Genomic DNA, 20,018 nt, shown 5'->3' on the forward strand with positions numbered 1-20,018 from the left:
CGCCTGAGCATATCTTCCCTGTTTGGTACTTCACGCCTTTCTACGCGATATCTCAAAGCCGTCCCGCATAAACTGGGTGGCGTTATTGCCATGTTTGCAGCCATTATATTCTTTAGCGCTGTTACCTTGGCTTGACAGAGGTAAAGTGAAGTCGTGGCGTTACCGTTGTGGTTTGCACACCTGGAACCTGCTTACTCTTTGCTGCGGTATTTGTTTTCCTAGGTTATTTAGGGGGTACACCTCAAGAAGCTTGGAAAATTACTGCATCTCAAATAGCGACTATCATGTATTTCGGTTTCTTTGTTTTAGTTGTTTATTTACAGCAAAAACGAACGGACTATTCCAGTACCAGCAAGGATCACAGAATGAAAAAAGTAATTTTTGTATTGTGCTTGCTGTTCCCTATGGTGGCTATAGCTGCAGGTGCAGTAAGTATCCTCTTGATAAAGCTGAATACGATTTAACTGACAAAGCGTCTTTGCAAAGTGGTGCCCAGACCTTTATGAATTACTGTTTAGGTTGTCATCAAATGCAGTATCAACGTTATCAACGTACTTTTGAAGATTTGGGTATCCCTGTCGACCTTGGCCAAGAGAACTTGCAATTTACGGGTACAAAGCCAGGTGATCACATTAAAAATGCGATGCCTACAGAATCGGGTGCTAAATGGTTTGGGGCGCCACCGCCAGACTTAACCTTGACTGGCCGAGTGCGTGGTGCAGATTGGCTTTATACCTACCTAAGAACATTTTATGCTGAAGAAGGTACTACATTTGGTGTAAATAATTTGGTATTTCGCAAATGTTGGTATGCCTCATGTACTACAAGAGCTTCAAGGTGTGCCAAGCAAAACATATGAAAAAATGTTGGTCGATGGCGAGATGGTCGACCGTTATGTAGGTATTAAAGCTGATGGTAGCGGCCAACTCAGTGCTGTTGAATACGACAAAGCGGTATTGGATTTGGTCAACTATCTAGTTTATGTTGGTGAGCCATCACGTTTGCAGTCAGAGAACATCGGCCGTTGGGTAATGATGTTTTTACTTGTGCTATTTGTTTTGGTGTATTTACTTAAGAAAGATTATTGGAGAGACGTACACTAAATTCAGCAAAACTTTGCTGAGAAATTGGTGTATAATCCGCAAAAAATTTTGGAAGGGGCTATAAGCCCCTTCTTTTCCGTTTTTAATTAGCAGATTGCTGTGTCAATCACTAATAAAAGAACAAAGCAGAAAGGCCTAAGGCACTATCTTAGGAACCATGCAATTATGTATGACATTTAGGAGAAATATAAATGGCTGTAGCCGCCAATAAACGTTCAGTAATGACGTTATTTTCAGATACGATAGATATATACAGTCACCAAGCACGCATAGTGTTAGCTGAGAAAGGTGTAGGCGTAGAAATCAGCTTTACTGTTCCTGATGAATTACCTGAAGACCTTCTTGAGCTCAATCCCTATGGTACTGTGCCAACTCTTGTTGATAGAGAATTGGTTTTATATAACTCACATATCATCATGGAATATTTGGACGAGCGTTTCCCTCATCCACCTCTTATGCCTGTTTATCCTGTGTCTCGTGGCCAAAGTCGTTTGACCATGCACCGTATACAAAATGATTGGTATGTATTAGCTGAAAAGATCATGGATAAAAAGGGTGATTTAGAAGCAACACGCAATGAACTCCGTGAAGCGTTTTTATCTTTAGCACCATTATTTGCTGAAACACCTTATTTTATGAGTGAAGAATTCAGTTTAGTTGATTGTTACCTCGCGCCATTGTTATGGCGTTTACCTGCATTGGGTATCGAGTTGACGGGTACTGGCAGTAAAGACGTTAAGGCTTACATGAAGCGTATTTTTGAAAGGCCTTCTTTTATCGCGTCATTAACTGATCAAGAACGTGAAATTCACAACCCTCTATAACGAGAAAAAGTGATATGACACCTAATCAGCCATACTTATTACGTGCTTTTTATGAGTGGATTGTAGATAACAATCTTACTCCTTATATTGTTGTAGATGCACACTATGCAGGTACTCAAGTACCACAAGAGTTTGTTCAAGACGGTCAGATAGTGTTGAATATGTCTCCCGCCTCTACTGGTAATCTGCAACTAGGTTTGCAAGACATCATGTTTGATGCCCGTTTTGGTGGTGTGCCAAGGAATATAGTGGTTCCATGCCCTGCCGTATTAGCTATTTACGCCAAAGAAAATGGGGCGGGAACGGTATTTACTGTTGAAGAGAACATTGGTTCTGACGAAGTCGAAGAGCAAACTGAGACCACTGAGACCAAACCAATCCCCAAGAAGGGAAAGCCTACATTAACGGTTGTTAAATAACAGAATTAAATATAGTTATTCAAAAAGCGCCGTTTAGGCGCTTTTTTTATTAGGATAAAAGAATTGGTTAGTCAAAATTCTATTTTTTATTCTAAATCTAATTTAAATCTTAATTTTGATAAACTTACCTATACTCAAACGCTTTTATGACTTGTTCCACACCATCAATAATGCGGGTGATTTCTACTGCAATATTCGATTCTTGTTCACTGACCAATCCCATCAAGAATACTTCGCCATTTTCAACTTCTATCTGAATGTGAAGTCCGTCTATACGTTTATCAGCGATCAGTCTGGTTTTTACCTTTGAGGCAATCCACGCATCTTTCGCCACTATACTTGGAGGTATAGGTAAACCTAAACGAACTTGGTTGTGAAGTTTTTTGATGTTTTTCACTGACGAAGCCAGCTTTTCTACCTGTTGTATCAGTGCTTGAGTGGGAGCCTGACCCACTAACAAAGTGGTACCATTATAAACTTGTACCGAAATACTCGTTTGTTCACTTACTGCTACGTCATATGCGATTGCAGAAGAAATACGGCCAGATGTAGTGGTATCGTCAACCTGCGCACCTAATGTGCGCCTATCGTGTGCAAAGGATGCAGCACCTATACCAGCACCTATGATCAACCCCGCGCAGCCTTGCAGTAATAAGGTTGTTGAAAGCAACAAAGGTATACAGATATTTTTTAAATTTAGCATGTTTTACTCCTGAAAATTTTCAGGGAATAAACAATTGTCTATCCCCTCACAAAGGCTATGTACCACTAAATAATGGACTTCTTGAATACGAGCTGTTCGATTCGATGGTACGCGGATTTCCACATCATGCTGGCTAACTAAACCTGTCATTTGACCGCCGTCCATTCCTGTTAAAGCCACTATTGTCATATCACGGCTTAGCGCCGCTTCCATCGCCTTGATTAAATTTTGTGAATTGCCACTAGTGGATATGATAAACAAAATGTCTCCAGCTTGTCCTAAGGCGCTGACTTGTTTTGAATAGACCTCTTCAAATGTAAAATCGTTGGCTATTGATGTCAATGTTGCACCATCTGCCGTCAGTGCTAACGCGGGTAAACTGGGCCTATCACGTTCAAACTTATTCAGTAATAACGATGAAAAGTGCTGAGCAATTACCGCTGAGCCACCATTGCCGCAACACAATATCTTGTTGCCATTAATCAATGCGTTAACCATCATGTAAGTCGCATTAGAAATGTAATCAGGTAATAACTCAATTGAGGCAATTTTTATTTGAATACTCTCAGTAAAATTTGCCTTGATGTGCTCTAACATAATACTCCTAAGTCATTAATGACTGTTTTTTGTAGCCGTGGTTAAACACTTTTTAACCATGTGATGTTTTGTTGTTTCTGGCCTTTTCCCTCTATGCCTACTACATCAATTCTATGCAGGACGACGCTAGGGTTAAAGTTTTTTTGTTGCATATAATGCATAACAGCAGATTCAAACTTACGTTTTTTACGGCTATGAAAAAATTCTATTGCAGAGCCGTACTGACTCTGGCTGCGATATTTTACTTCTACAAAAACTAGTTCGTCGCCATCTTGCATAACTAAGTCTATTTCACCAGTACGACAACGATAATTTTTCATAATAAATGTGAGACCTTGCTGTTCTAAGAAGGTTCGAGCAAAGCGCTCTGCCTCACTGCCTATTAGAGGAGAGAGTGCCTGCTTAATCCACTGCAAGTAATTTTACTCGGTCTTGGGCCACTTGTGCCAAAAGTAAACGTCTGTACAACACACCCTCACTGTCGACATTGATTTCACCTGTTAGCCCATGACTGACAAGTTGCGGCAGTGTCTTTAAACGACGTAAATTGGGGAGTAAGCTGTAAACGTCAAACCCCATAGCAAATAATCTTAATAATGTATCCTGTTTTTCAGGCCAAAGCTGTATTGTCTGATTGGCTAAATCCTGCCAACGATGATCTGGCAACATCCAAGGCATGTCTGTGAATGTAAGGTTTCGTAAATCTCTGAGACTGTTGCTGTTTAAATCTAAGCTATAACTGCGAGAAGATGCAAATACCGATAATGATCTTCGAGCAAAGGGACTCAGACTTGCTTCGATAATCGGGTTAAGTAGCTTAGCTTGTTCAGGGTTGGCAAATAATACAATGGCGTCGATATCACGACGATTTCTTTCTACACCAAACACTTCGACATCAGACAAGGCTTCTATTTGTTTTATGCGCTGCTTGCTTTGGGTGACATCTAACATTTGTGAGACACGTATACGCATGTCTTTACTATCGGTGAATATGGTCAAGTCTGGTTGAATGGCGTTTGGTGTCTCTTGCCATTTAGCAATAAATGCTTCAGCCATTCTTTGTGTTGTAGGGTTATCAGCCGCAAAAATAATGGGTCTAACCAATTGTTTTTGGTGAATATGTAATGCGAGTTGTTGGGCCTCGTCTTCTGGCGCTAATGCAAAATAATAATGTTCTGGCGCAGTCAAATCTGACTCAACTAATTGAGTTAATTGAACACTGTTGGGTTTCTTTGGCTGTAACTCCACCCTGTTTAGTGCCAACAAAATTTTATCTGTGGGTAAAACAGCAGTCAGTTTCATAATCTGTTCTTTGACCAGAGGGCCAAGCACTACATCAAAATCAGCCACCATTTCATTCAATTGTTGCGTTGTTTTTAAGGCCGAGTCAAAAAAACGTATTTCACGATATTGTTGAGTTTTATTTTGAATTGTTTTGCCAGCTGATCCGTCATAATCAGGTGCATTGTTCAGGGCGAACTTTGCGTTGGGCAAGTTCTCCAGATAAGCGGCGAGTATTCCTTCTTTTATAGCTAAGCCTTGATTCGCAAGTCTGCCCGTTAATGGCAATAAAACAGCGATGCGTTTTGCCTGGATAGGTGCTTGTTGCAACAATTTTTTTATTTCTTGTGGAAGGTTAGTCACCAGTGGATGCCCTAAATGCCTACTCTGCCAATTGATTAATTGCTGGTTAAACAACTCTGGCTCTAATGCAAAACGTTTTATAATAATCGCAAGTTGCAGCCATGGCTGCAGTGTCGTCTCTGATAGTCGCGCCTTTTCTAAATCAGGTAAGTCTAATTTATTGATCCATTTCCAGGTGTTTTGAGTTTTTTCACGTTCTTCAATGTCTGTGTCTTGCAGCGCTATAGACGCTTCTAGCCATTGTTTTGTGTTAACCAGAAGTTGTGCTTGCAAAGCAGCAATGCGGGCTTGATAACCATAATCATCAGTCAAATTTTGTAATATGGTTGCTACGCTATCAAACGCGTCATCAGACAATATTAAATAACATTCAGCTAAAATTAGATTGCCATGAGTACGATGGCGGTTGTCTTTTAATTCTGACTGCAGCACTTTAAGCATCTTGATACTTTTTGTGCACTGCCCTTCTGTTTGCAGGGCTTCGGCGGCTTGTAATAGAGAGTCATTACGCTGATATACATTATTGTTCTTCACAAAATTTTGTTTGGCTTGGGTCAAGTAGTCATCACTGTTTTTTTCCACTTTTGTAGTATTTTGTGAAGGTGAAAGTGTGGCTGTTGTTGTTTGCCGATTAGGGCTATTAGTACAAGAAAGTAAACCTAAAATAGCGATAAAACACACCACAAACAATCGAAAACTCATCGCTGATCCCCTTAGAAGAATGAACTTAATAGTTTATAGTAACGGTTATAAATATCTAATGCTTTGTGACTAGGTTCAGTGATAAAACTTATACCTGTAGCAATCATTATAAGTCATTACCCACTTAGCGATATATAATGTAGCTTCATCGAAGTGCGTGAATGCATGGATAGTCATGTTCTTTCAAATCCATGCAACGCAGAGAAAGCTGTTTTAAGACTCGCCCTTTTGGGAAGCGTCAGCTTTTTTGTGCTGATGATGGATATGACACAAACGTTAGATAACCGCTTTAATTTGGAGAGTAATCATTGATTGAATCAGGCACGTTATTCATCGTCGCAACACCTATAGGCAATCTGGAAGATATTACACTGAGGGCTTTACGGATATTAGCTGAAGTTGATTTAATTGCGGCTGAAGACACTCGGCATAGCCTGCGTTTGTTGCAACACTATGATATTTCGACGCGATTAACCTCATTGCATGATCATAATGAATCACATCGAGCTAAACAGCTCATTGAAAAACTCAAACTGGGTGAAAATATAGCCTTGATTTCTGATGCGGGTACGCCTCTGATCAGCGACCCCGGTTATGGCTTGGTCAGTCAATGCCGAGATGCTGGGGTGAATGTTGTGCCTTTGCCGGGTCCTTGCGCTGCTATCACAGCATTATGTGCTGCCGGCTTAGCCACTGACAGATTTAAGTTTGAGGGGTTTTTACCCGTCAAGGCTGTGGCCAAACAACAGGCTTTGCAGCGTTTACTTATTGAAACCAGCACCAGTGTGTTTTATGAATCTCCTCGCAGAGTCGCAGACACCGTCAGGCAAATTGTGGCTGAGCTGGGTGAAGATAGGCAAATGGTTGTGGCAAAAGAGCTTACCAAGACCTTTGAAACATTTTTCTCAGGTAGCGCACAAGCTTGTTTGAGCTGGCTTGAAGCCGATGCAAATCACCAAAGAGGTGAATTTGTATTAATGATTGCCGGTGAAATACAGGGTCAGACCGATGTTTCAACTGATGCACTTAACTTACTTAAATTATTAATGAAAGAATTACCTCTTAAAAAAGCGGCAGCTGTGACGGCTGAACAATATAATTTAAAGAAAAATCATCTCTATCAACTTGGCTTAGAATTAAAATCATGATGATGCTGGGTATAATGATGAGGAACATGGCCTCGCCAATTTTGTGCTTATGTATCTTGGTTTAGCTAGGACTCTAATATGAAAACTAGTTTAAAGACAATGAAGCGAACATGGGCACCAATATTTACATTGAGCTTTGGAGTGATTCTGCTCAATAAGGTGAAGATGCAATACAAACTGTCATGGACGAAATGCGGCGTATTGATATGACAAAGATGACTGAAAATACCGCTCTTGAAGAGCAGTTAATAGATGATATTGCTGAAGCCTTAGCAACACGGGGGTTTATTCACTTGCAGCATTTATTTCCACAGTGGCTTGCTCTGCAATTGATGCACGAAGTAAAACGCTTAGCTGCATTCGAGTTTAAGCCTGCTGGTATTGGTCGTAACAATAGTCAGCAACTCAATTCACAAGTGAGAACGGACTCGACCTTGTGGCTTAGCGGAAACTCCGTTATTCAGCAGGCATACTTAGACTGGATGGAGCAATTAAGAATGGGTCTTAATAGGCGACTATTTATGGGGCTATTCGATTTTGAATGTCATTTTTCCCACTATTCTAGCGGCGATTTTTATCAGCGACATCTAGATGCCTTTAAGGGGAAAAGTAATCGAATTTTAAGCTCTGTGTTTTATTTGAATCCCCATTGGAGTGAAAATGATGGTGGAGAATTGCTGTTGTATGCAGACGAACAAGTATCACCGTTGTTAATTGTGCCTCCACGTTTCAACAGTGGCATACTATTTTTAAGCGATGTTTTCCCTCACGAAGTCCTTGTAAGTCGATGCGATCGATTCAGTATTGCAGGATGGTTTCGAGTCAATAGTCAATCAACAGAACCTTTTGAACCCAGCCAATAAGTTAGCCTTATACCTCCCCCTTCAAATTACTGAGTTGTTTCCTTTTACTGAACTGGGCTAGATTAAAGTGTTTGTGATTTGTGATTTGAGATTTCTATGAGAGTACTTAAAAAGTTTGTCTATTGGTTTGTACTGCCAATGGTGGTTTTGCTTATCATTTTGAATTTGTTTGGACGTCAATGGGTATTCAGTTACCTTTCCCCTCCTGAAACCTTTTTGTTGACTGACGCACCGACTGCCCCTGACTATGACAATGCCTATTTTTGGGTGGCGCATCCAAACAAAATCGATACCTCTGATCTTGTGCCTGTGGGTATGAATACTAGTGGCGATGTGGAGAATAAAGAGGTCGATGTGTTTTTTGTGCATTCGACTGGATTTGTCGGTCCTGGTGGTTGGAATTCCACTATGCAAAGTGAAAACTCCGAAGCCCAATCAATCGAATATATGTTGTCTAGCATGGCCAGTATTTTTAATGGTTGCTGTCATATTTATGCACCACACTACCGTGAAGCTCAATTACAGTCATTTATGCCTGAAAATTTTGAGCCTGGCACACAAGCGTTAGATCTAGCATACCAAGACGTAGAAGCGGCATTTGATTATTACTTACAACATTTCAATAAAGGCCGACCTTTCATAGTGGTTGGTCATAGCCAAGGGACCACTCATGCGTTACGCCTAATAGAAGAAAAAATTGATAAAACCCCTCTATACCGACAATTAGTGGTGGCTTATGTTGTAGGTTATTGGTTGCCCAAAGATAAATTTAGTCGAGGATTTGAGCAAGTCACACCTTGCATCGGCGCAGGCCAGACAGGTTGTATTGTGAGTTACGATACCTATGGTCAGGATGGGCAATTAGACGCAACAGTACTGCATTGGTATAAAACAGGCTGGGAATCGAGTCAATTAAAAGATGGCTCAATAAAACCTACCTTGTGTGTGAATCCATTGAGTTGGACAAACACATTAGACAAAGTGAGCGAAAAGGCCCATTTAGGGGCCATGCCAGTCGAGTTCAAACGCACTCCACTCAATATGTTGTTAGCCAATAACCCTGGATTTATTTTTCAAGTATTGCCCGCATTAACGAGTGAGTTAACATGGGCACAATGCAAAGAAGATGGCAGGCTTGAAATTATGCAACAAACCGACAACGTATTTTCAAATCATCTTGATCAACCCAATAAGAGTTATCACATACTCGACTTTAGTTTGTTTTACGGCAATATTCGTCAAAACGCCATGCAACGAGTGAGTCACTTTATGGCGACACATGATGCTTCTTAATCTGAATGATAATAATAAGGAATAAAGTATGACTGCTTTTAAATCCGCGTGTCAGCAAACCCTAAAAGCCACTTTTGTATTGTGTTGCAGTGGATTCGTTTTTGCTGTTGCCGCTGCCGCTGCAGATGAAAGCGTGGCGACGGGCAATAAAGCCCAACAATTATACACCTCCCAACCCGATGTCACCCCTGAACTAGGAAAACGTGGAACTTATGCAGTTGGAGTAAGTACAATCCAAGCGACTAACCCACAGCAACTCAGTGCCAAAGATTATCAAAGCTTAGAAGATCGTACTTTGACTTTGGAGGTGTGGTATCCAGCAGTGACTAAGAAGTCAGATGTTCAAGCGACCTATGAAAATGTCACTCGCACACACAAAACGTTTTTATTACAAGGTAACAGTGTCAGAGACGCTAAAATTAACCAAGAGCATACCTATCCTTTGGTGGTGTTATCCCATGGATACACGGGGTATCGGACTATCATGTTTTATCTGGGCGAACATTTAGCTAGCCATGGCTATGTAGTCGTTGGAATTGATCACACAGACTCCACCACCGGTGACGTTGATTTTGAAAATGCCCCTTTTGCTGGATTCCCCAGTACTTTAATCAACCGTGCTCGTGACCAACAGTTTGTGTTGGATTATTTTACCTCAGCTGAGTCTGATTTAGCCAAAGCAGTAGATAGCGATAACGCCTCTGTAATTGGTTACTCCATGGGCGGTTTTGGTGCGGTAAATACTGTAGGCGGTTGCTACAAATTTAATCAACAAAGCCTGCAAGCGTTTGGATTCCCAGAGCCTGCGGCTAAGGCTTTGGTACCGGTGTTCAATAGTTGCAATGCTGGGCGGGATAAAGTCGACAGTCGTTGGAAAGCTATGGTGGCTTACGCACCTTGGGGACAAGCACAAAATCTACATCAATCTGATGCTATTCAAGTGCCGAGTTTATATGTAACGGGTGATCATGATGACATATCTGGCTACGAGCAGGGGGTGAAAAAGTTATTTGAGCAGTCCGGCGCAAAAGACAGTTTTATGTTGGTATATGAAAATGCACGACATAATATTGCCACGCACCCAGCGCCACAAACTGCTTACGCAGCAGATGCAGACTTAGGTCATTATTACGAGCCCACATGGAGCAGCGAGACCCTAAACCGTATCAACCAGCATATGACCTTGGCGTTTCTGGATTGTTACGTCAAAGAGCAAACTTCATCGTGTGAATATTTACCGAAACGTGAAAGTGCGGTTCAAACCAAACAAGCCAATGGCACGTTAAGCGATCCTTGGCCTGGTTTCGCAAACCGTTGGGGAGTGGGCATGAAATTTTTGCGAAAATAGTCAACTGCATCAGTATCACGGTTGCATGAAACAGTGCGAAATTAGATGCTGATCAGCTGTTCGATTTTTTTAATCACAATCGACACTCAAAACTAAATCAAATTAGGAGTTAATTAAGATGTCCGTTTATATCATTGCTAGATTCAAAATACATGACCGTAGTGAGTATGATAAATACTCAGCTGGATTCTCAGAGGTTTTCCAGAAGTTTGATGGCAAGATGTTGAGTGTAGATGAAGATCCCACTGTACTGTCCGGTGACTGGGATGATACAAGGTCGGTAATTATTGAGTTCCCATCAAAAGAATCTGCCGAAGCATGGATGACATCTGATGACTACCAAGCCATAGCGAAACACCGTAATGCCGGAAGCACAGTAAACTCTATACTAGTGAAGGGATTGGAAGTACCGACGAAGGTAAAGCTTATTCCGGCCTAAAAAGTAGTGCGAGGACTTTTTAGTGAGGAATGATGATAATGACTACCTGGATTTGGATGGGCTGGAAGTCGATCCGATGTTGTAAATTTACGGGTATTCCATTACTTATCGCATCGCTACAGGCAAACAGCAAGGACGAAAGGTCTTTACCTTGCAAACCATTGCACCTATGGCAGAGCAAGGGCTTGTGGCAGGCTCAGTCTCCATACATGTGTCATGAGTAACCCACAAGACAGGTGTAAACTCGAAAGGCTGCGCCGTTACTTATTTTGAAGAGAGTCCCACTCTGGGGTATTAAAAAAATTTGGCAATAACGACTATCTTGAAAAAATACCGGTCCACGATCGCCCTCTTATGGCACTTTGCAGCCTTAGCGACTTCAAAAACGTGTTTATGATCCTCGCAGTAGGGGGAATGTCTGGCTATAGCGCATAGTGTGCGTTCGATATTTTACACCACGTTAAAGCATACGTTAACGTTAAATGTTCTGCGGCGCGGGATGTGATTTGAAAAAAGCCATGGACGTCGTTGTTAAGCACATTGTGAAACCTGGTGAAAACCTGTGGGCGCATTAAAATTTATATGAATTCCCAAATGGCTGTATCGGCACCAACCGGTCATCCAGATTTGCTTCCCCTTTATAAGTGATTCAATCCCGTCAGTTTCAGCGGCGAACCAGCAAAGTATGCTATTTCGCCGCTTAATACTTACTCTTGCGTAAACGTTAAGCCCGCATTGGCTACAAGGCGTTTAATTAACTTGTCGCCCATTGCAGGTGCTGAAGTCCAAATACCCCCTTTAGTTTCTTTTGCGTCTTTTACTAAACAAATAGCAGCTTCGGCAATGATTTTCGATGTAGAGCCATATCCGGGATCTCTATCGCCTGTTACCGCTACCTTAATGACATTGCCTGTTTCGTCAGAGCCTACATATACCATGTCGTACAAACCGGCTTCCCGCTCTTCTTTACTGGGGCCTTCACCAGGCTTGGGTCCACCGTCACCGCCCATGCTTTTGTCATTCGCCATCGCGTTGGCAATGGTTTCGCCTTTTTCGCCTGGTCCTGTCATAAACATTTCGTCATATACAAAATCGTCGCCATATTCGCTGTTTAACAAAAAGTTAGAGCGCTGCACGTTGCGTGTATTAATGGCTGCCATGACAAAAGGTGTCACCCAAGAGCCTAAATCATCTTCGTAATAAGGTTTATTGCCATAAGGTTGCTTGGCGCCTACAAATCCAGGCGTGAGAGAAAATGGGTTGAGCAGAGCCTGCATTTTTGCCGGGTCTTTTTTGGCTGCTACTAGAGTTGCTTTAAAGCTTGCTGCTGTGCCACCCGAAAAGGTCCCTTTCATTTTTCTCACTCGGCATCTCACTGTGGGCATAGGATGACCAAATTTTTCTTTGGCTAACTGTTGCAAGTGATACACTCCCAAGTCCGATGGCACAGAGTCGAAACCACATGAGAACACAATACGTGCGCCACTGGCTTTCGCTGCTGCTTCATGGGCAGGGATCATTTCACTCATCCATACTGGCTCACCACATAAATCTACGTAATCTACTCCAGACTCAGCGCACATTGCCACCAAATCAGAGCCGTACAATTGATAGGGACCCACAGTCGTTAATACAAGTTTGGTGCTGTCTAACATTGCTTGGATTGAGCTTAGGTCTTCAGAGTCGGCGACAACCAAGGGCGTATCTACAGGTGCACCAATTTCATCTCGTACTTGAGCGAGTTTTTCAGCACTTCTTCCAGCCATCGCCCATTTTACTGAGCTATCACCAGCGTATTGTGTCACCAAATACTCGGCAACCAATCGGCCTGTAAAACCCGTTGCACCATAAATAATAATATCGAATTCTTTATTTGTACTCATTACGCACTCCCATTACTTTAAGTGTGTTTAGTGTAATGGTGATCATTGATAATTTTAATTTATTTGGGTAATGGCTAACTATATTTTTTATTGATAAATAGCAAAAATCATTTATTAATAGCACAAAAAACGAGCCTCAGGGACTCGTTTTATATTTGGAACAGTCACTAGAATGTATTAGTTATAGGTTTTTATTAGGCTGTTACAATCTTACAAGCATTAGTACCACCAATTGTTTCCATGACATCGCCGTAGGTCATAATGAATTGGTCGCCTGGCTCCAAAATACCTTTTTCGATTAAAATGGCCACAACATCATTTTTAAGTTGGCCAGGATCACTGCCTCTTGAATCAAAAAACACTGGCTTAACACCACGGTACAAGGCCATTTTGTTGAGCGTGCTTTCGTGTCTGGACATAGCATAAATGGACAGAGATGTTGTCATGCGTGACATTAACAAAGGTGTGCTACCACTTTCGGTTAAAGAGACAATGGCCTTTATCGTGTTTAAGTGGTTAGCTGAATACACTGCGCTCAGAGCAACTGTTTCGCTCACAGAGCTAAAGGATTCATCCATTCTATGTTTTGAAATCGTGACGCTGGGATGGGTTTCTGCGCCAACGCAAACACGTGCCATAGCTTGTACTGTTTCTACTGGGTATTCACCTGCGGCTGTTTCGGCTGATAACATGACGGCATCAGTGCCATCCAGTACTGCATTCGCTACGTCCATCACTTCTGCACGAGTAGGCATCGGGCTGGTTATCATCGACTCCATCATCTGCGTGGCGGTAATCACAACTTTATTGAGCTGCCTAGAGCGAGCGATAAGCTTCTTCTGTACACCGACTAATTCAGCATCACCAATTTCTACACCTAGGTCGCCACGAGCCACCATCACCGCGTCAGATGCTTCGATGATGTCGTCAATGGCTTCGTCAGAGGCAACGGTTTCAGCGCGTTCTACTTTGGCGCATATCATGGCATAACAACCGGCTTTTTCAGCAAGTTGACGGGCATAACGCAAGTCGTCACCAGAACGAGGAAAAGACACCGCAAGATAATCCACACCAATCTTTGCTGCGGTGACAATATCTTCTTTATCTTTGGCGGTGAGAGCTTCAGCAGATAAACCTCCACCTTGACGATTAATGCCTTTATTATTTGATAATTTACCGGCAACTGTGACTTCGGTGTGGACTTTATTACCTTCAACACTCGTGACTTTGAGTTGAATACGTCCATCATCCAGTAACAATAGATCCCCATTGATTACATCTTGAGGTAAGGCTTTATAATCAATGCCAACCGCTTGCTGGTGACCATCATCACGGCCCATGTCTGCATCTAGTATGAATTTATCACCCATCTTTAAAATAATCGACCCATCAACAAACTTAGCGACACGAATTTTTGGCCCTTGCAAATCTCCTAAAATGGCGACGTATTTACCTAATTTTTTCGCTGCTATACGAACTTTTTCTGCTCGGTTAATGTGATCTTCGGCCGTTCCATGAGAAAAGTTCATTCGAACTACATTGGTTCCAGCTTTAATAATTGCTTCAATTTGTTCCACTGTATCTGTGGATGGACCTAAGGTAGCAAGTATTTTTGTTCGTCTTAACATAGTTTGAGTGCTCTGTTGTTATGGCGCATATGTTGCCTTTCTTCGCAATACGTTCTGCTTAGAATGGGCGGTGTTCAATAAATTAACCCCAGCTTCTGTATAGCGAGGGTTCTCATCGTATGGATCTTAAAACTAGATGGTTATAAATTAACAAAACTGTAATTTTATTACGAAATGATAGTTCAAATTTGCCAAAAAGTGAAGTCATTCTAATAAAAGAGCGCCTGTTGACTCGAGTTTTTTAGGTGAAGTAGGTTATTCCCTCAATCACCGCGTTTATCAAACCTTGAACCGCGTAGAGTATCTTTCACACGTTTGAGGTTTTCTCTGAACTTATTTCCTCTTCTTAGAGTGAAGCCAGTTGCTAAAATATCAATGAGTACAAGTTGAGCAATACGGGAGGCCATGGGCATGTACATATCTGTATCTTCTGGAACTTCCAGAGATAAAACCAAACTGCATTCTTTAGCGAGTGGGCTATCTTTAGAGGTAATACCCATCACGGTGGCATCATTGCCTCTGGCAATTTGGGCTATCTCTACCAAACTTTTTGTTCTGCCAGTGTGAGAAATCAGCACAACTACGTCACCTTCACCGGAGTTCATACAGCTCATGCGTTGCATGATAATATCTTCAAAATAAATAACCGGAACGTTAAATCGAAAAAATTTGTTTAATGCATCGTGGGCAACTGAGGCTGAAGCACCTAACCCAAAAAAAGATATTTTTTGGGCTTGCGTTAACAAGTCGACCGCACGGTTAATAACGGCTATGTCAACTGATTGGCGGGCTACCTCAAGAGAGGCCATAGTGGATTCAAAAATTTTATGGGTATATTCTTCTGGCCCATCGTTTTCTTCGACATGGCGATTTACATAAGGCGTACCATTTGCCAGGCTTTGTGCTAAATGTAATTTAAAATCGGGGTAGCCTTTGGTATCCAATCTGCGACAAAAGCGATTCACTGTTGGCTCACTGACGCCTGACATTTTTGCAAGCGTGGCAATACTGCTGTGAATCGCTGTTTGTGGATTCGCTAATATAACTTCAGCAACCTTTCGCTCAGACTTGCTAAAAACAGAATTATGTTGGGTTATTTTTTCTAGAATATTCATGCGCGCATCAAAAACTTCATTATAATGTCCACTAAAGTGCGAGTATTAAGCTTGGCTTAGGCTCTTAGAATACTATAGTTGTAATTTTTTAACAGGAATTCTTTCGATTTAACGGACTAAAACACTAATAATGACAATTTTATCCTCTAAAAGGCTGTAAAAGTTGTAAACTTACTACATATGATGTTAAGTTTTGCATCATACGTTGGTGATTGGGTTGTAACGACTGTTTGTTATGACAATTAACACTATCTATCAAAAAAAAAGTAGGCAGAAAAAATGGTTTTGGAAAATTCATTCGTACCTTGTGATTTCGTGTTGTTTGGCACAAAAGGCGATTTGGCTAGACGCAAACTTTTACCTTCTTTATATCAACTCGAAAAAGCTGATTTGATGCATGCCGAAACAAAAGTGATCGGTGTCGCTCGCCAAGATATTTCTAAAGAAGAATATGTGGCACTGGTTAAAGAAAGTATTGAAAACTTTTCTAAAGAGGAGCTTTGCCAAGATACTTGGAAGCGATTCTCTGAAAAATTAGATTATGTTTTAGTCGACATGAAAAACCCAGACAGTTACAAGGCGTTTAAAGAACATGTTGATCCTAAGCGTATGATGGTTTGCTACTTTGCCACGCCTCCTTCAATTTTTGGTGATATTTGTCTTGGCTTGAAAGCGGCAAATATTATCGATAAAAGTATACGTGTTGTCTTAGAAAAGCCGATTGGTCATGACTTAGCTTCGTCTAAAGTGATCAACGATCAGGTCGCAGAGTTCTTTGATGAAAGTCAAATTTACCGAATTGATCATTATTTGGGGAAGGAGACGGTTCTGAACTTGATCTCTTTGCGTTTTGCCAACTCGATATTTGCTACTAACTGGGATCATAACTGCATTGACCATGTGCAAATTAGTGTCGCTGAATCTGTAGGTATTGAAGGCCGTTGGGGATACTTTGACGAAGCGGGACAAATGCGTGACATGGTGCAAAACCATTTGTTACAAATTCTGACGCTGATTGCAATGGAGCCGCCTGCCAATTTGGATGCTGATAGTATTCGTGATGAAAAGCTCAAGGTACTTAAAGCATTACGCCCTATTGATGCTAGCAATGTTCGTCAGAATACGGTTCGTGGTCAGTATGTTGGTGGTTTTATAAAAGGAGAAGAAGTGCCAGGTTATTTAGATGAGCCTGATGCAAACACTTCCAGCGAGTCAGAAACCTTTATTGCATTAAAGGTCGAATTGGACAATTGGCGTTGGGCTGGTGTGCCATTTTATTTGCGCACGGGTAAACGCTTACCCAATAAAACCAGTGAAGTGGTGATCTACTTTAAACGTCAACCCCACAACTTATTTAAAGACAGTTTCCCAGAATTACCCCCTAACAAATTAACCATTCGGTTGCAGCCTGATGAAGGGGTTGAGGTGACTGTTATGAATAAAGTGCCTGGACTCACTGGAAAGGGGTCAATGGACTTGCAAAAGTCTAAGTTAAATTTGAGCTTTTCTGACACGTTTAAAGATGAACGTATTCCTGATGCTTATGAAAAACTGTTATTGGAAGTCATGCTGGGTAATCAAGCCTTATTTGTTCGTCGTGACGAAGTAGAGGCCGCATGGAAGTGGGTTGATGGTATCCTAGCTGCTTGGAAAAACAGCAACGAACCACCTGAATCTTATCAGGCCGGTACATGGGGGCCAGTAGCGTCAATTGCGTTACTAGCTCGTGAAGATAGAGCTTGGTATGAAAGCCGCATGGGGAAAAAATAATGGCGTTAACGCAATCAAAATTTAGAACAACCGCACAGCTCAATACTGCATTTTCTCGCAAAATCAGTAAATTACTGAGAGATGGGATCGAAGAAAATGGCCGAGTAAGTTTAATTGTATCAGGTGGAAGTACCCCAGCTGGCCTTTTTAATCTATTGTCAAAATCCAATTTAGAGTGGGACAAAGTTGATATCAGTTTGGCAGATGAGCGCTGGGTAGATAATACCGACGATGCATCTAACGAAAAAATGCTGCGCACCCAGTTACTCATCAACAATGCCGCTAATGCTAATTTTGTGTCGTTGAAAACTCAACATAGCGATGCCGAAGATGCAGTATTAACATGTACCGACAATTTACAAAAAATGCGCACGCCTTTTGACGTGCTGATCTTAGGCATGGGTGAAGATGGACACACAGCATCTTTGTTTCCTTGCTCAGAGCAAATTGCCCAAGGGTTAGATCTTGAGTCAGGTAATTCATTTATCGCGGTTCAGCCAACAACTGCACCGAATCAACGTATGTCGTTGACCTTGCCAGCATTATTAAACAGCAATCAAATATTTTTGCATCTCACCGGTGAAAGCAAAAAAGAGGTATTAAATACAGCTTTGTCAGGTGACAACGCCTTGGCTATGCCAATTAGAGCCGTCATCAATAATGCCGATGTCGAGCTGTTGTGGGCGCCCTGATTAAATTTAAGTTATAGGAAAAATTGATGAACCCTGTTATCCAAGAAGTCACGGACCGTATTATTCAGCGCAGCCAAGTTACGCGGAAAAGCTATTTAGAAAAAATTGAAAGCGCTCGCTTGCAAGGCCCACATCGTGGCGTGTTGTCTTGCGGTAACTTAGCTCATGGCTTTGCCGCTTGCGGTACCGAAGATAAAGCCGACTTGCGTAGCATGACTAAATCAAATATTGCGATAGTGTCTTCTTACAACGATATGCTTTCGGCCCATCAACCTTATGAGGCCTTTCCGGCTCAGCTGAAACGAGCGATTAATGCGGTTGGCAGTGTCGCCCAATTTGCTGGTGGCGTGCCCGCTATGTGTGACGGTGTTACCCAAGGTACGCCGGGCATGGATTTGAGCCTGATGAGTCGTGATGTGATTGCAATGGGAACGGCTGTTGCGCTTTCACATAATATGTTTGATGGCACCTTGATGTTAGGTATTTGCGACAAAATCGTTCCTGGTTTATTGCTTGGTGCATTGAGTTTTGGTCATTTACCCACGGTATTTGTCCCTGCAGGACCTATGCCTTCAGGTATCCCCAATAAGGAAAAAGCCCGTATTCGCCAACTGTATGCTCAAGGCAAGGTTGGCCGAGAAGAATTACTGGATGCAGAGTCAAACTCTTATCATTCAGCCGGTACTTGTACTTTTTATGGCACCGCCAACAGTAACCAATTGGTTGTGGAAATCATGGGTCTACATCTTCCGGGTTCGTCATTCGTTAATCCGGGAACCCCATTGCGTGATGCGTTAACTGATACTGCAGCAAGGCAAGTGACCCGCATTACTGATTTAGGTGATGAGTATCGCCCCATTGGCCATATAGTCGATGCTAAAGCCATCGTGAATGGTTTAGTTGGGTTACTGGCCACCGGTGGTTCAACCAATCACACTATGCATTTAGTCGCTGTGGCTAAAGCTGCAGGTTACATAATCAACTGGGATGATTTCGCCGATATATCTAGTGCAGTGCCTTTATTAACCCGTATTTATCCTAATGGTTCAGCTGACATTAACCACTTTACCGCCGCAGGTGGCATGGCATTATTGATCAGAGAATTGTTAGGTTGCGGGTTGTTGCATAACGATGTGACAACTATATGTGGCCAAGGGTTAGAGCAATACACTAAAGAGCCTATGATCGAGCATGGTGAATTGGTATGGCGTGATGGGCCTACAGAATCATATGATAAACAAGTAATCGCTACTGTTAACGAGCCATTTAAGGCTGACAGTGGTTTATCTGTTTTGTGCGGCAATTTAGGTCGCGCGGTGATGAAAACTTCTGCACTGAAAGAACCTCATTGCAAAATTAAAGCGCCAGCGGTGGTATTTGAAGATCAATTTGAATTACATGCAGCGTTTAAAGCCGGTGAACTTGATAAGGATTGTGTGGTTGTAGTGCGCTTTCAAGGCCCATCTGCCATTGGTATGCCAGAATTACACAGTTTGACGCCTCCTCTAGCGGTATTGCAAGACAGAGGTTTTAAAGTGGCCTTGGTTACTGACGGACGTATGTCTGGCGCTTCAGGTAAGGTGCCTGCGGCTATTCATGTTACTCCTGAAGCAATAAAAGGCGGTATGTTAGCAAAAGTGCAAACGGGTGATATGTTGGAATTAGATACCCTAACGGGAGCCATGGATATTCTTATCAGCGAAGAAGAATTAGCCAAGCGCGAAGTCAAGTTGCCCGACGTCGCAACACATCAAATTGGTATGGGGCGTGAAATGTTTGCCGGTATGCGTTCAACACTAACCGGTGCAGAGCAGGGTGCTTGCTCGTTGTTTTTTGGTCAGGACTAA

The 20,018-nt window shown here is 42.0% G+C and carries 17 protein-coding genes and 3 pseudogenes; 13 read left to right on the forward strand and 7 right to left on the reverse strand.

The genetic code is table 11. From position 1 onward, the window contains the following. Positions 1–22: 22 nt before the first annotated feature. The 5 genes and pseudogenes from Q0Y52_RS19470 to Q0Y52_RS08555 form a co-directional block, all read left to right on the forward strand. A pseudogene (locus Q0Y52_RS19470) lies at positions 23–127 on the forward strand (hypothetical protein); the annotation flags it as partial. A 40-nt stretch (positions 128–167) separates the two neighbouring features. After that, positions 168–245 (forward strand): annotated as a pseudogene (locus tag Q0Y52_RS19475) (hypothetical protein); the annotation flags it as partial. A gap of 120 nt (positions 246–365) precedes the next feature. Continuing rightward, positions 366–1,103: pseudogene (locus Q0Y52_RS08545) on the forward strand (cytochrome c1). A gap of 191 nt (positions 1,104–1,294) precedes the next feature. Further along, positions 1,295–1,927 (forward strand): stringent starvation protein SspA, encoded by a 633-nt coding sequence (sspA, locus tag Q0Y52_RS08550; RefSeq protein ID WP_297820622.1) that lies wholly within the window; start codon positions 1,295–1,297, stop codon positions 1,925–1,927. 14 nt (positions 1,928–1,941) lie between these two features. After that, positions 1,942–2,346: a ClpXP protease specificity-enhancing factor gene (locus Q0Y52_RS08555; protein ID WP_297820624.1), complete on the forward strand. Its 405-nt coding sequence runs from the start codon at positions 1,942–1,944 to the stop codon at positions 2,344–2,346. Positions 2,347–2,470: 124 nt separating this feature from the next. Here the strand turns inward: Q0Y52_RS08555 and Q0Y52_RS08560 are convergent, their stop codons facing one another. The 4 genes from Q0Y52_RS08560 to Q0Y52_RS08575 are packed head-to-tail and all read right to left on the reverse strand — an operon-like array spanning position 2,471 to position 5,992. Next, on the reverse strand, positions 2,471–3,049 hold the full coding sequence (locus Q0Y52_RS08560; protein WP_297820626.1) for a BON domain-containing protein: 579 nt from the start codon (positions 3,047–3,049) through the stop codon (positions 2,471–2,473). Positions 3,050–3,052: 3 nt separating this feature from the next. Further along, entirely contained in the window at positions 3,053–3,646 is a 594-nt protein-coding gene (locus Q0Y52_RS08565) for a phosphoheptose isomerase (RefSeq protein WP_297820628.1), read from the reverse strand. A 41-nt stretch (positions 3,647–3,687) separates the two neighbouring features. Further along, on the reverse strand, positions 3,688–4,062 hold the full coding sequence (locus Q0Y52_RS08570; protein WP_297820629.1) for a YraN family protein: 375 nt from the start codon (positions 4,060–4,062) through the stop codon (positions 3,688–3,690). After that, positions 4,049–5,992: a penicillin-binding protein activator gene (locus Q0Y52_RS08575; RefSeq protein WP_297820631.1), complete on the reverse strand. Its 1,944-nt coding sequence runs from the start codon at positions 5,990–5,992 to the stop codon at positions 4,049–4,051. Before Q0Y52_RS08575 ends, Q0Y52_RS08570 begins: the two co-directional genes overlap by 14 nt. A gap of 308 nt (positions 5,993–6,300) precedes the next feature. Between Q0Y52_RS08575 and rsmI the strand changes: the two genes are divergently transcribed. The 5 genes from rsmI (at position 6,301) to Q0Y52_RS08600 (ending at position 11,083) form a co-directional block, all read left to right on the forward strand. After that, on the forward strand, positions 6,301–7,140 hold the full coding sequence (gene rsmI, locus Q0Y52_RS08580; RefSeq protein WP_297820633.1) for a 16S rRNA (cytidine(1402)-2'-O)-methyltransferase: 840 nt from the start codon (positions 6,301–6,303) through the stop codon (positions 7,138–7,140). 206 nt (positions 7,141–7,346) lie between these two features. After that, entirely contained in the window at positions 7,347–8,003 is a 657-nt protein-coding gene (locus Q0Y52_RS08585; protein ID WP_297820635.1) for a 2OG-Fe(II) oxygenase, read from the forward strand. 96 nt (positions 8,004–8,099) lie between these two features. After that, on the forward strand, positions 8,100–9,296 hold the full coding sequence (locus Q0Y52_RS08590; RefSeq protein ID WP_297820637.1) for a DUF3089 domain-containing protein: 1,197 nt from the start codon (positions 8,100–8,102) through the stop codon (positions 9,294–9,296). A gap of 28 nt (positions 9,297–9,324) precedes the next feature. Then, the gene (locus tag Q0Y52_RS08595) at positions 9,325–10,644 is read left to right on the forward strand and encodes a prolyl oligopeptidase family serine peptidase (protein ID WP_297820639.1); all 1,320 of its coding nucleotides are present in this window, start codon (positions 9,325–9,327) and stop codon (positions 10,642–10,644) included. A 118-nt stretch (positions 10,645–10,762) separates the two neighbouring features. Beyond that, positions 10,763–11,083, forward strand: coding sequence for a DUF1330 domain-containing protein (locus Q0Y52_RS08600; protein WP_297820641.1), 321 nt, complete (start codon positions 10,763–10,765; stop codon positions 11,081–11,083). A 707-nt stretch (positions 11,084–11,790) separates the two neighbouring features. Here Q0Y52_RS08600 and Q0Y52_RS08605 read toward each other — a convergent pair. The 3 genes from Q0Y52_RS08605 to Q0Y52_RS08615 form a co-directional block, all read right to left on the reverse strand. Next, positions 11,791–12,966: a saccharopine dehydrogenase NADP-binding domain-containing protein gene (locus tag Q0Y52_RS08605; RefSeq protein ID WP_297820643.1), complete on the reverse strand. Its 1,176-nt coding sequence runs from the start codon at positions 12,964–12,966 to the stop codon at positions 11,791–11,793. Positions 12,967–13,160: 194 nt separating this feature from the next. Continuing rightward, positions 13,161–14,594: a pyruvate kinase gene (pyk, locus tag Q0Y52_RS08610; RefSeq protein ID WP_297820645.1), complete on the reverse strand. Its 1,434-nt coding sequence runs from the start codon at positions 14,592–14,594 to the stop codon at positions 13,161–13,163. Between the two features lie 263 nt (positions 14,595–14,857). Next, a complete protein-coding gene (locus Q0Y52_RS08615; RefSeq protein WP_297820647.1) occupies positions 14,858–15,709 on the reverse strand; it encodes a MurR/RpiR family transcriptional regulator in 852 nt (283 codons plus the stop codon). A 279-nt stretch (positions 15,710–15,988) separates the two neighbouring features. On the opposite strand from Q0Y52_RS08615, the gene zwf reads away from it, so the two are divergent. The 3 genes from zwf to edd are packed head-to-tail and all read left to right on the forward strand — an operon-like array spanning position 15,989 to position 20,018. Beyond that, positions 15,989–17,479: a glucose-6-phosphate dehydrogenase gene (gene zwf, locus Q0Y52_RS08620; RefSeq protein WP_297820650.1), complete on the forward strand. Its 1,491-nt coding sequence runs from the start codon at positions 15,989–15,991 to the stop codon at positions 17,477–17,479. After that, complete coding sequence (pgl, locus tag Q0Y52_RS08625) at positions 17,479–18,171, forward strand: 6-phosphogluconolactonase (RefSeq protein WP_297820651.1); 693 nt, start codon at positions 17,479–17,481, stop codon at positions 18,169–18,171. The genes zwf and pgl overlap by 1 nt, the downstream gene beginning before the upstream one ends. A gap of 26 nt (positions 18,172–18,197) precedes the next feature. Next, positions 18,198–20,018 carry a phosphogluconate dehydratase gene (gene edd / locus Q0Y52_RS08630; protein ID WP_297820653.1) on the forward strand — a complete coding sequence of 607 codons (1,821 nt, stop codon included), beginning with the start codon at positions 18,198–18,200 and terminating at the stop codon, positions 20,016–20,018.

The organism is uncultured Paraglaciecola sp., assembly GCF_943787955.1.
Taxonomy (GTDB): domain Bacteria; phylum Pseudomonadota; class Gammaproteobacteria; order Enterobacterales; family Alteromonadaceae; genus Paraglaciecola.

Bases quoted from the DNA above. Each gene is read 5' to 3' on its own strand.
- sspA (WP_297820622.1), top strand. From the start codon at position 1,295: ATGGCTGTAGCCGCCAATAAACGTTCAGTAATGACGTTATTTTCAGAT.
- Q0Y52_RS08555 (WP_297820624.1), top strand. From the start codon at position 1,942: ATGACACCTAATCAGCCATACTTATTACGTGCTTTTTATGAGTGGATT.
- Q0Y52_RS08560 (WP_297820626.1), bottom strand. From the start codon at position 3,049: ATGCTAAATTTAAAAAATATCTGTATACCTTTGTTGCTTTCAACAACC.
- Q0Y52_RS08565 (WP_297820628.1), bottom strand. From the start codon at position 3,646: ATGTTAGAGCACATCAAGGCAAATTTTACTGAGAGTATTCAAATAAAA.
- Q0Y52_RS08575 (WP_297820631.1), bottom strand. From the start codon at position 5,992: ATGAGTTTTCGATTGTTTGTGGTGTGTTTTATCGCTATTTTAGGTTTA.
- Q0Y52_RS08585 (WP_297820635.1), top strand. From the start codon at position 7,347: ATGACAAAGATGACTGAAAATACCGCTCTTGAAGAGCAGTTAATAGAT.
- Q0Y52_RS08590 (WP_297820637.1), top strand. From the start codon at position 8,100: ATGAGAGTACTTAAAAAGTTTGTCTATTGGTTTGTACTGCCAATGGTG.
- Q0Y52_RS08595 (WP_297820639.1), top strand. From the start codon at position 9,325: ATGACTGCTTTTAAATCCGCGTGTCAGCAAACCCTAAAAGCCACTTTT.
- Q0Y52_RS08600 (WP_297820641.1), top strand. From the start codon at position 10,763: ATGTCCGTTTATATCATTGCTAGATTCAAAATACATGACCGTAGTGAG.
- Q0Y52_RS08605 (WP_297820643.1), bottom strand. From the start codon at position 12,966: ATGAGTACAAATAAAGAATTCGATATTATTATTTATGGTGCAACGGGT.
- pyk (WP_297820645.1), bottom strand. From the start codon at position 14,594: ATGTTAAGACGAACAAAAATACTTGCTACCTTAGGTCCATCCACAGAT.
- Q0Y52_RS08615 (WP_297820647.1), bottom strand. From the start codon at position 15,709: ATGAATATTCTAGAAAAAATAACCCAACATAATTCTGTTTTTAGCAAG.
- zwf (WP_297820650.1), top strand. From the start codon at position 15,989: ATGGTTTTGGAAAATTCATTCGTACCTTGTGATTTCGTGTTGTTTGGC.
- pgl (WP_297820651.1), top strand. From the start codon at position 17,479: ATGGCGTTAACGCAATCAAAATTTAGAACAACCGCACAGCTCAATACT.
- edd (WP_297820653.1), top strand. From the start codon at position 18,198: ATGAACCCTGTTATCCAAGAAGTCACGGACCGTATTATTCAGCGCAGC.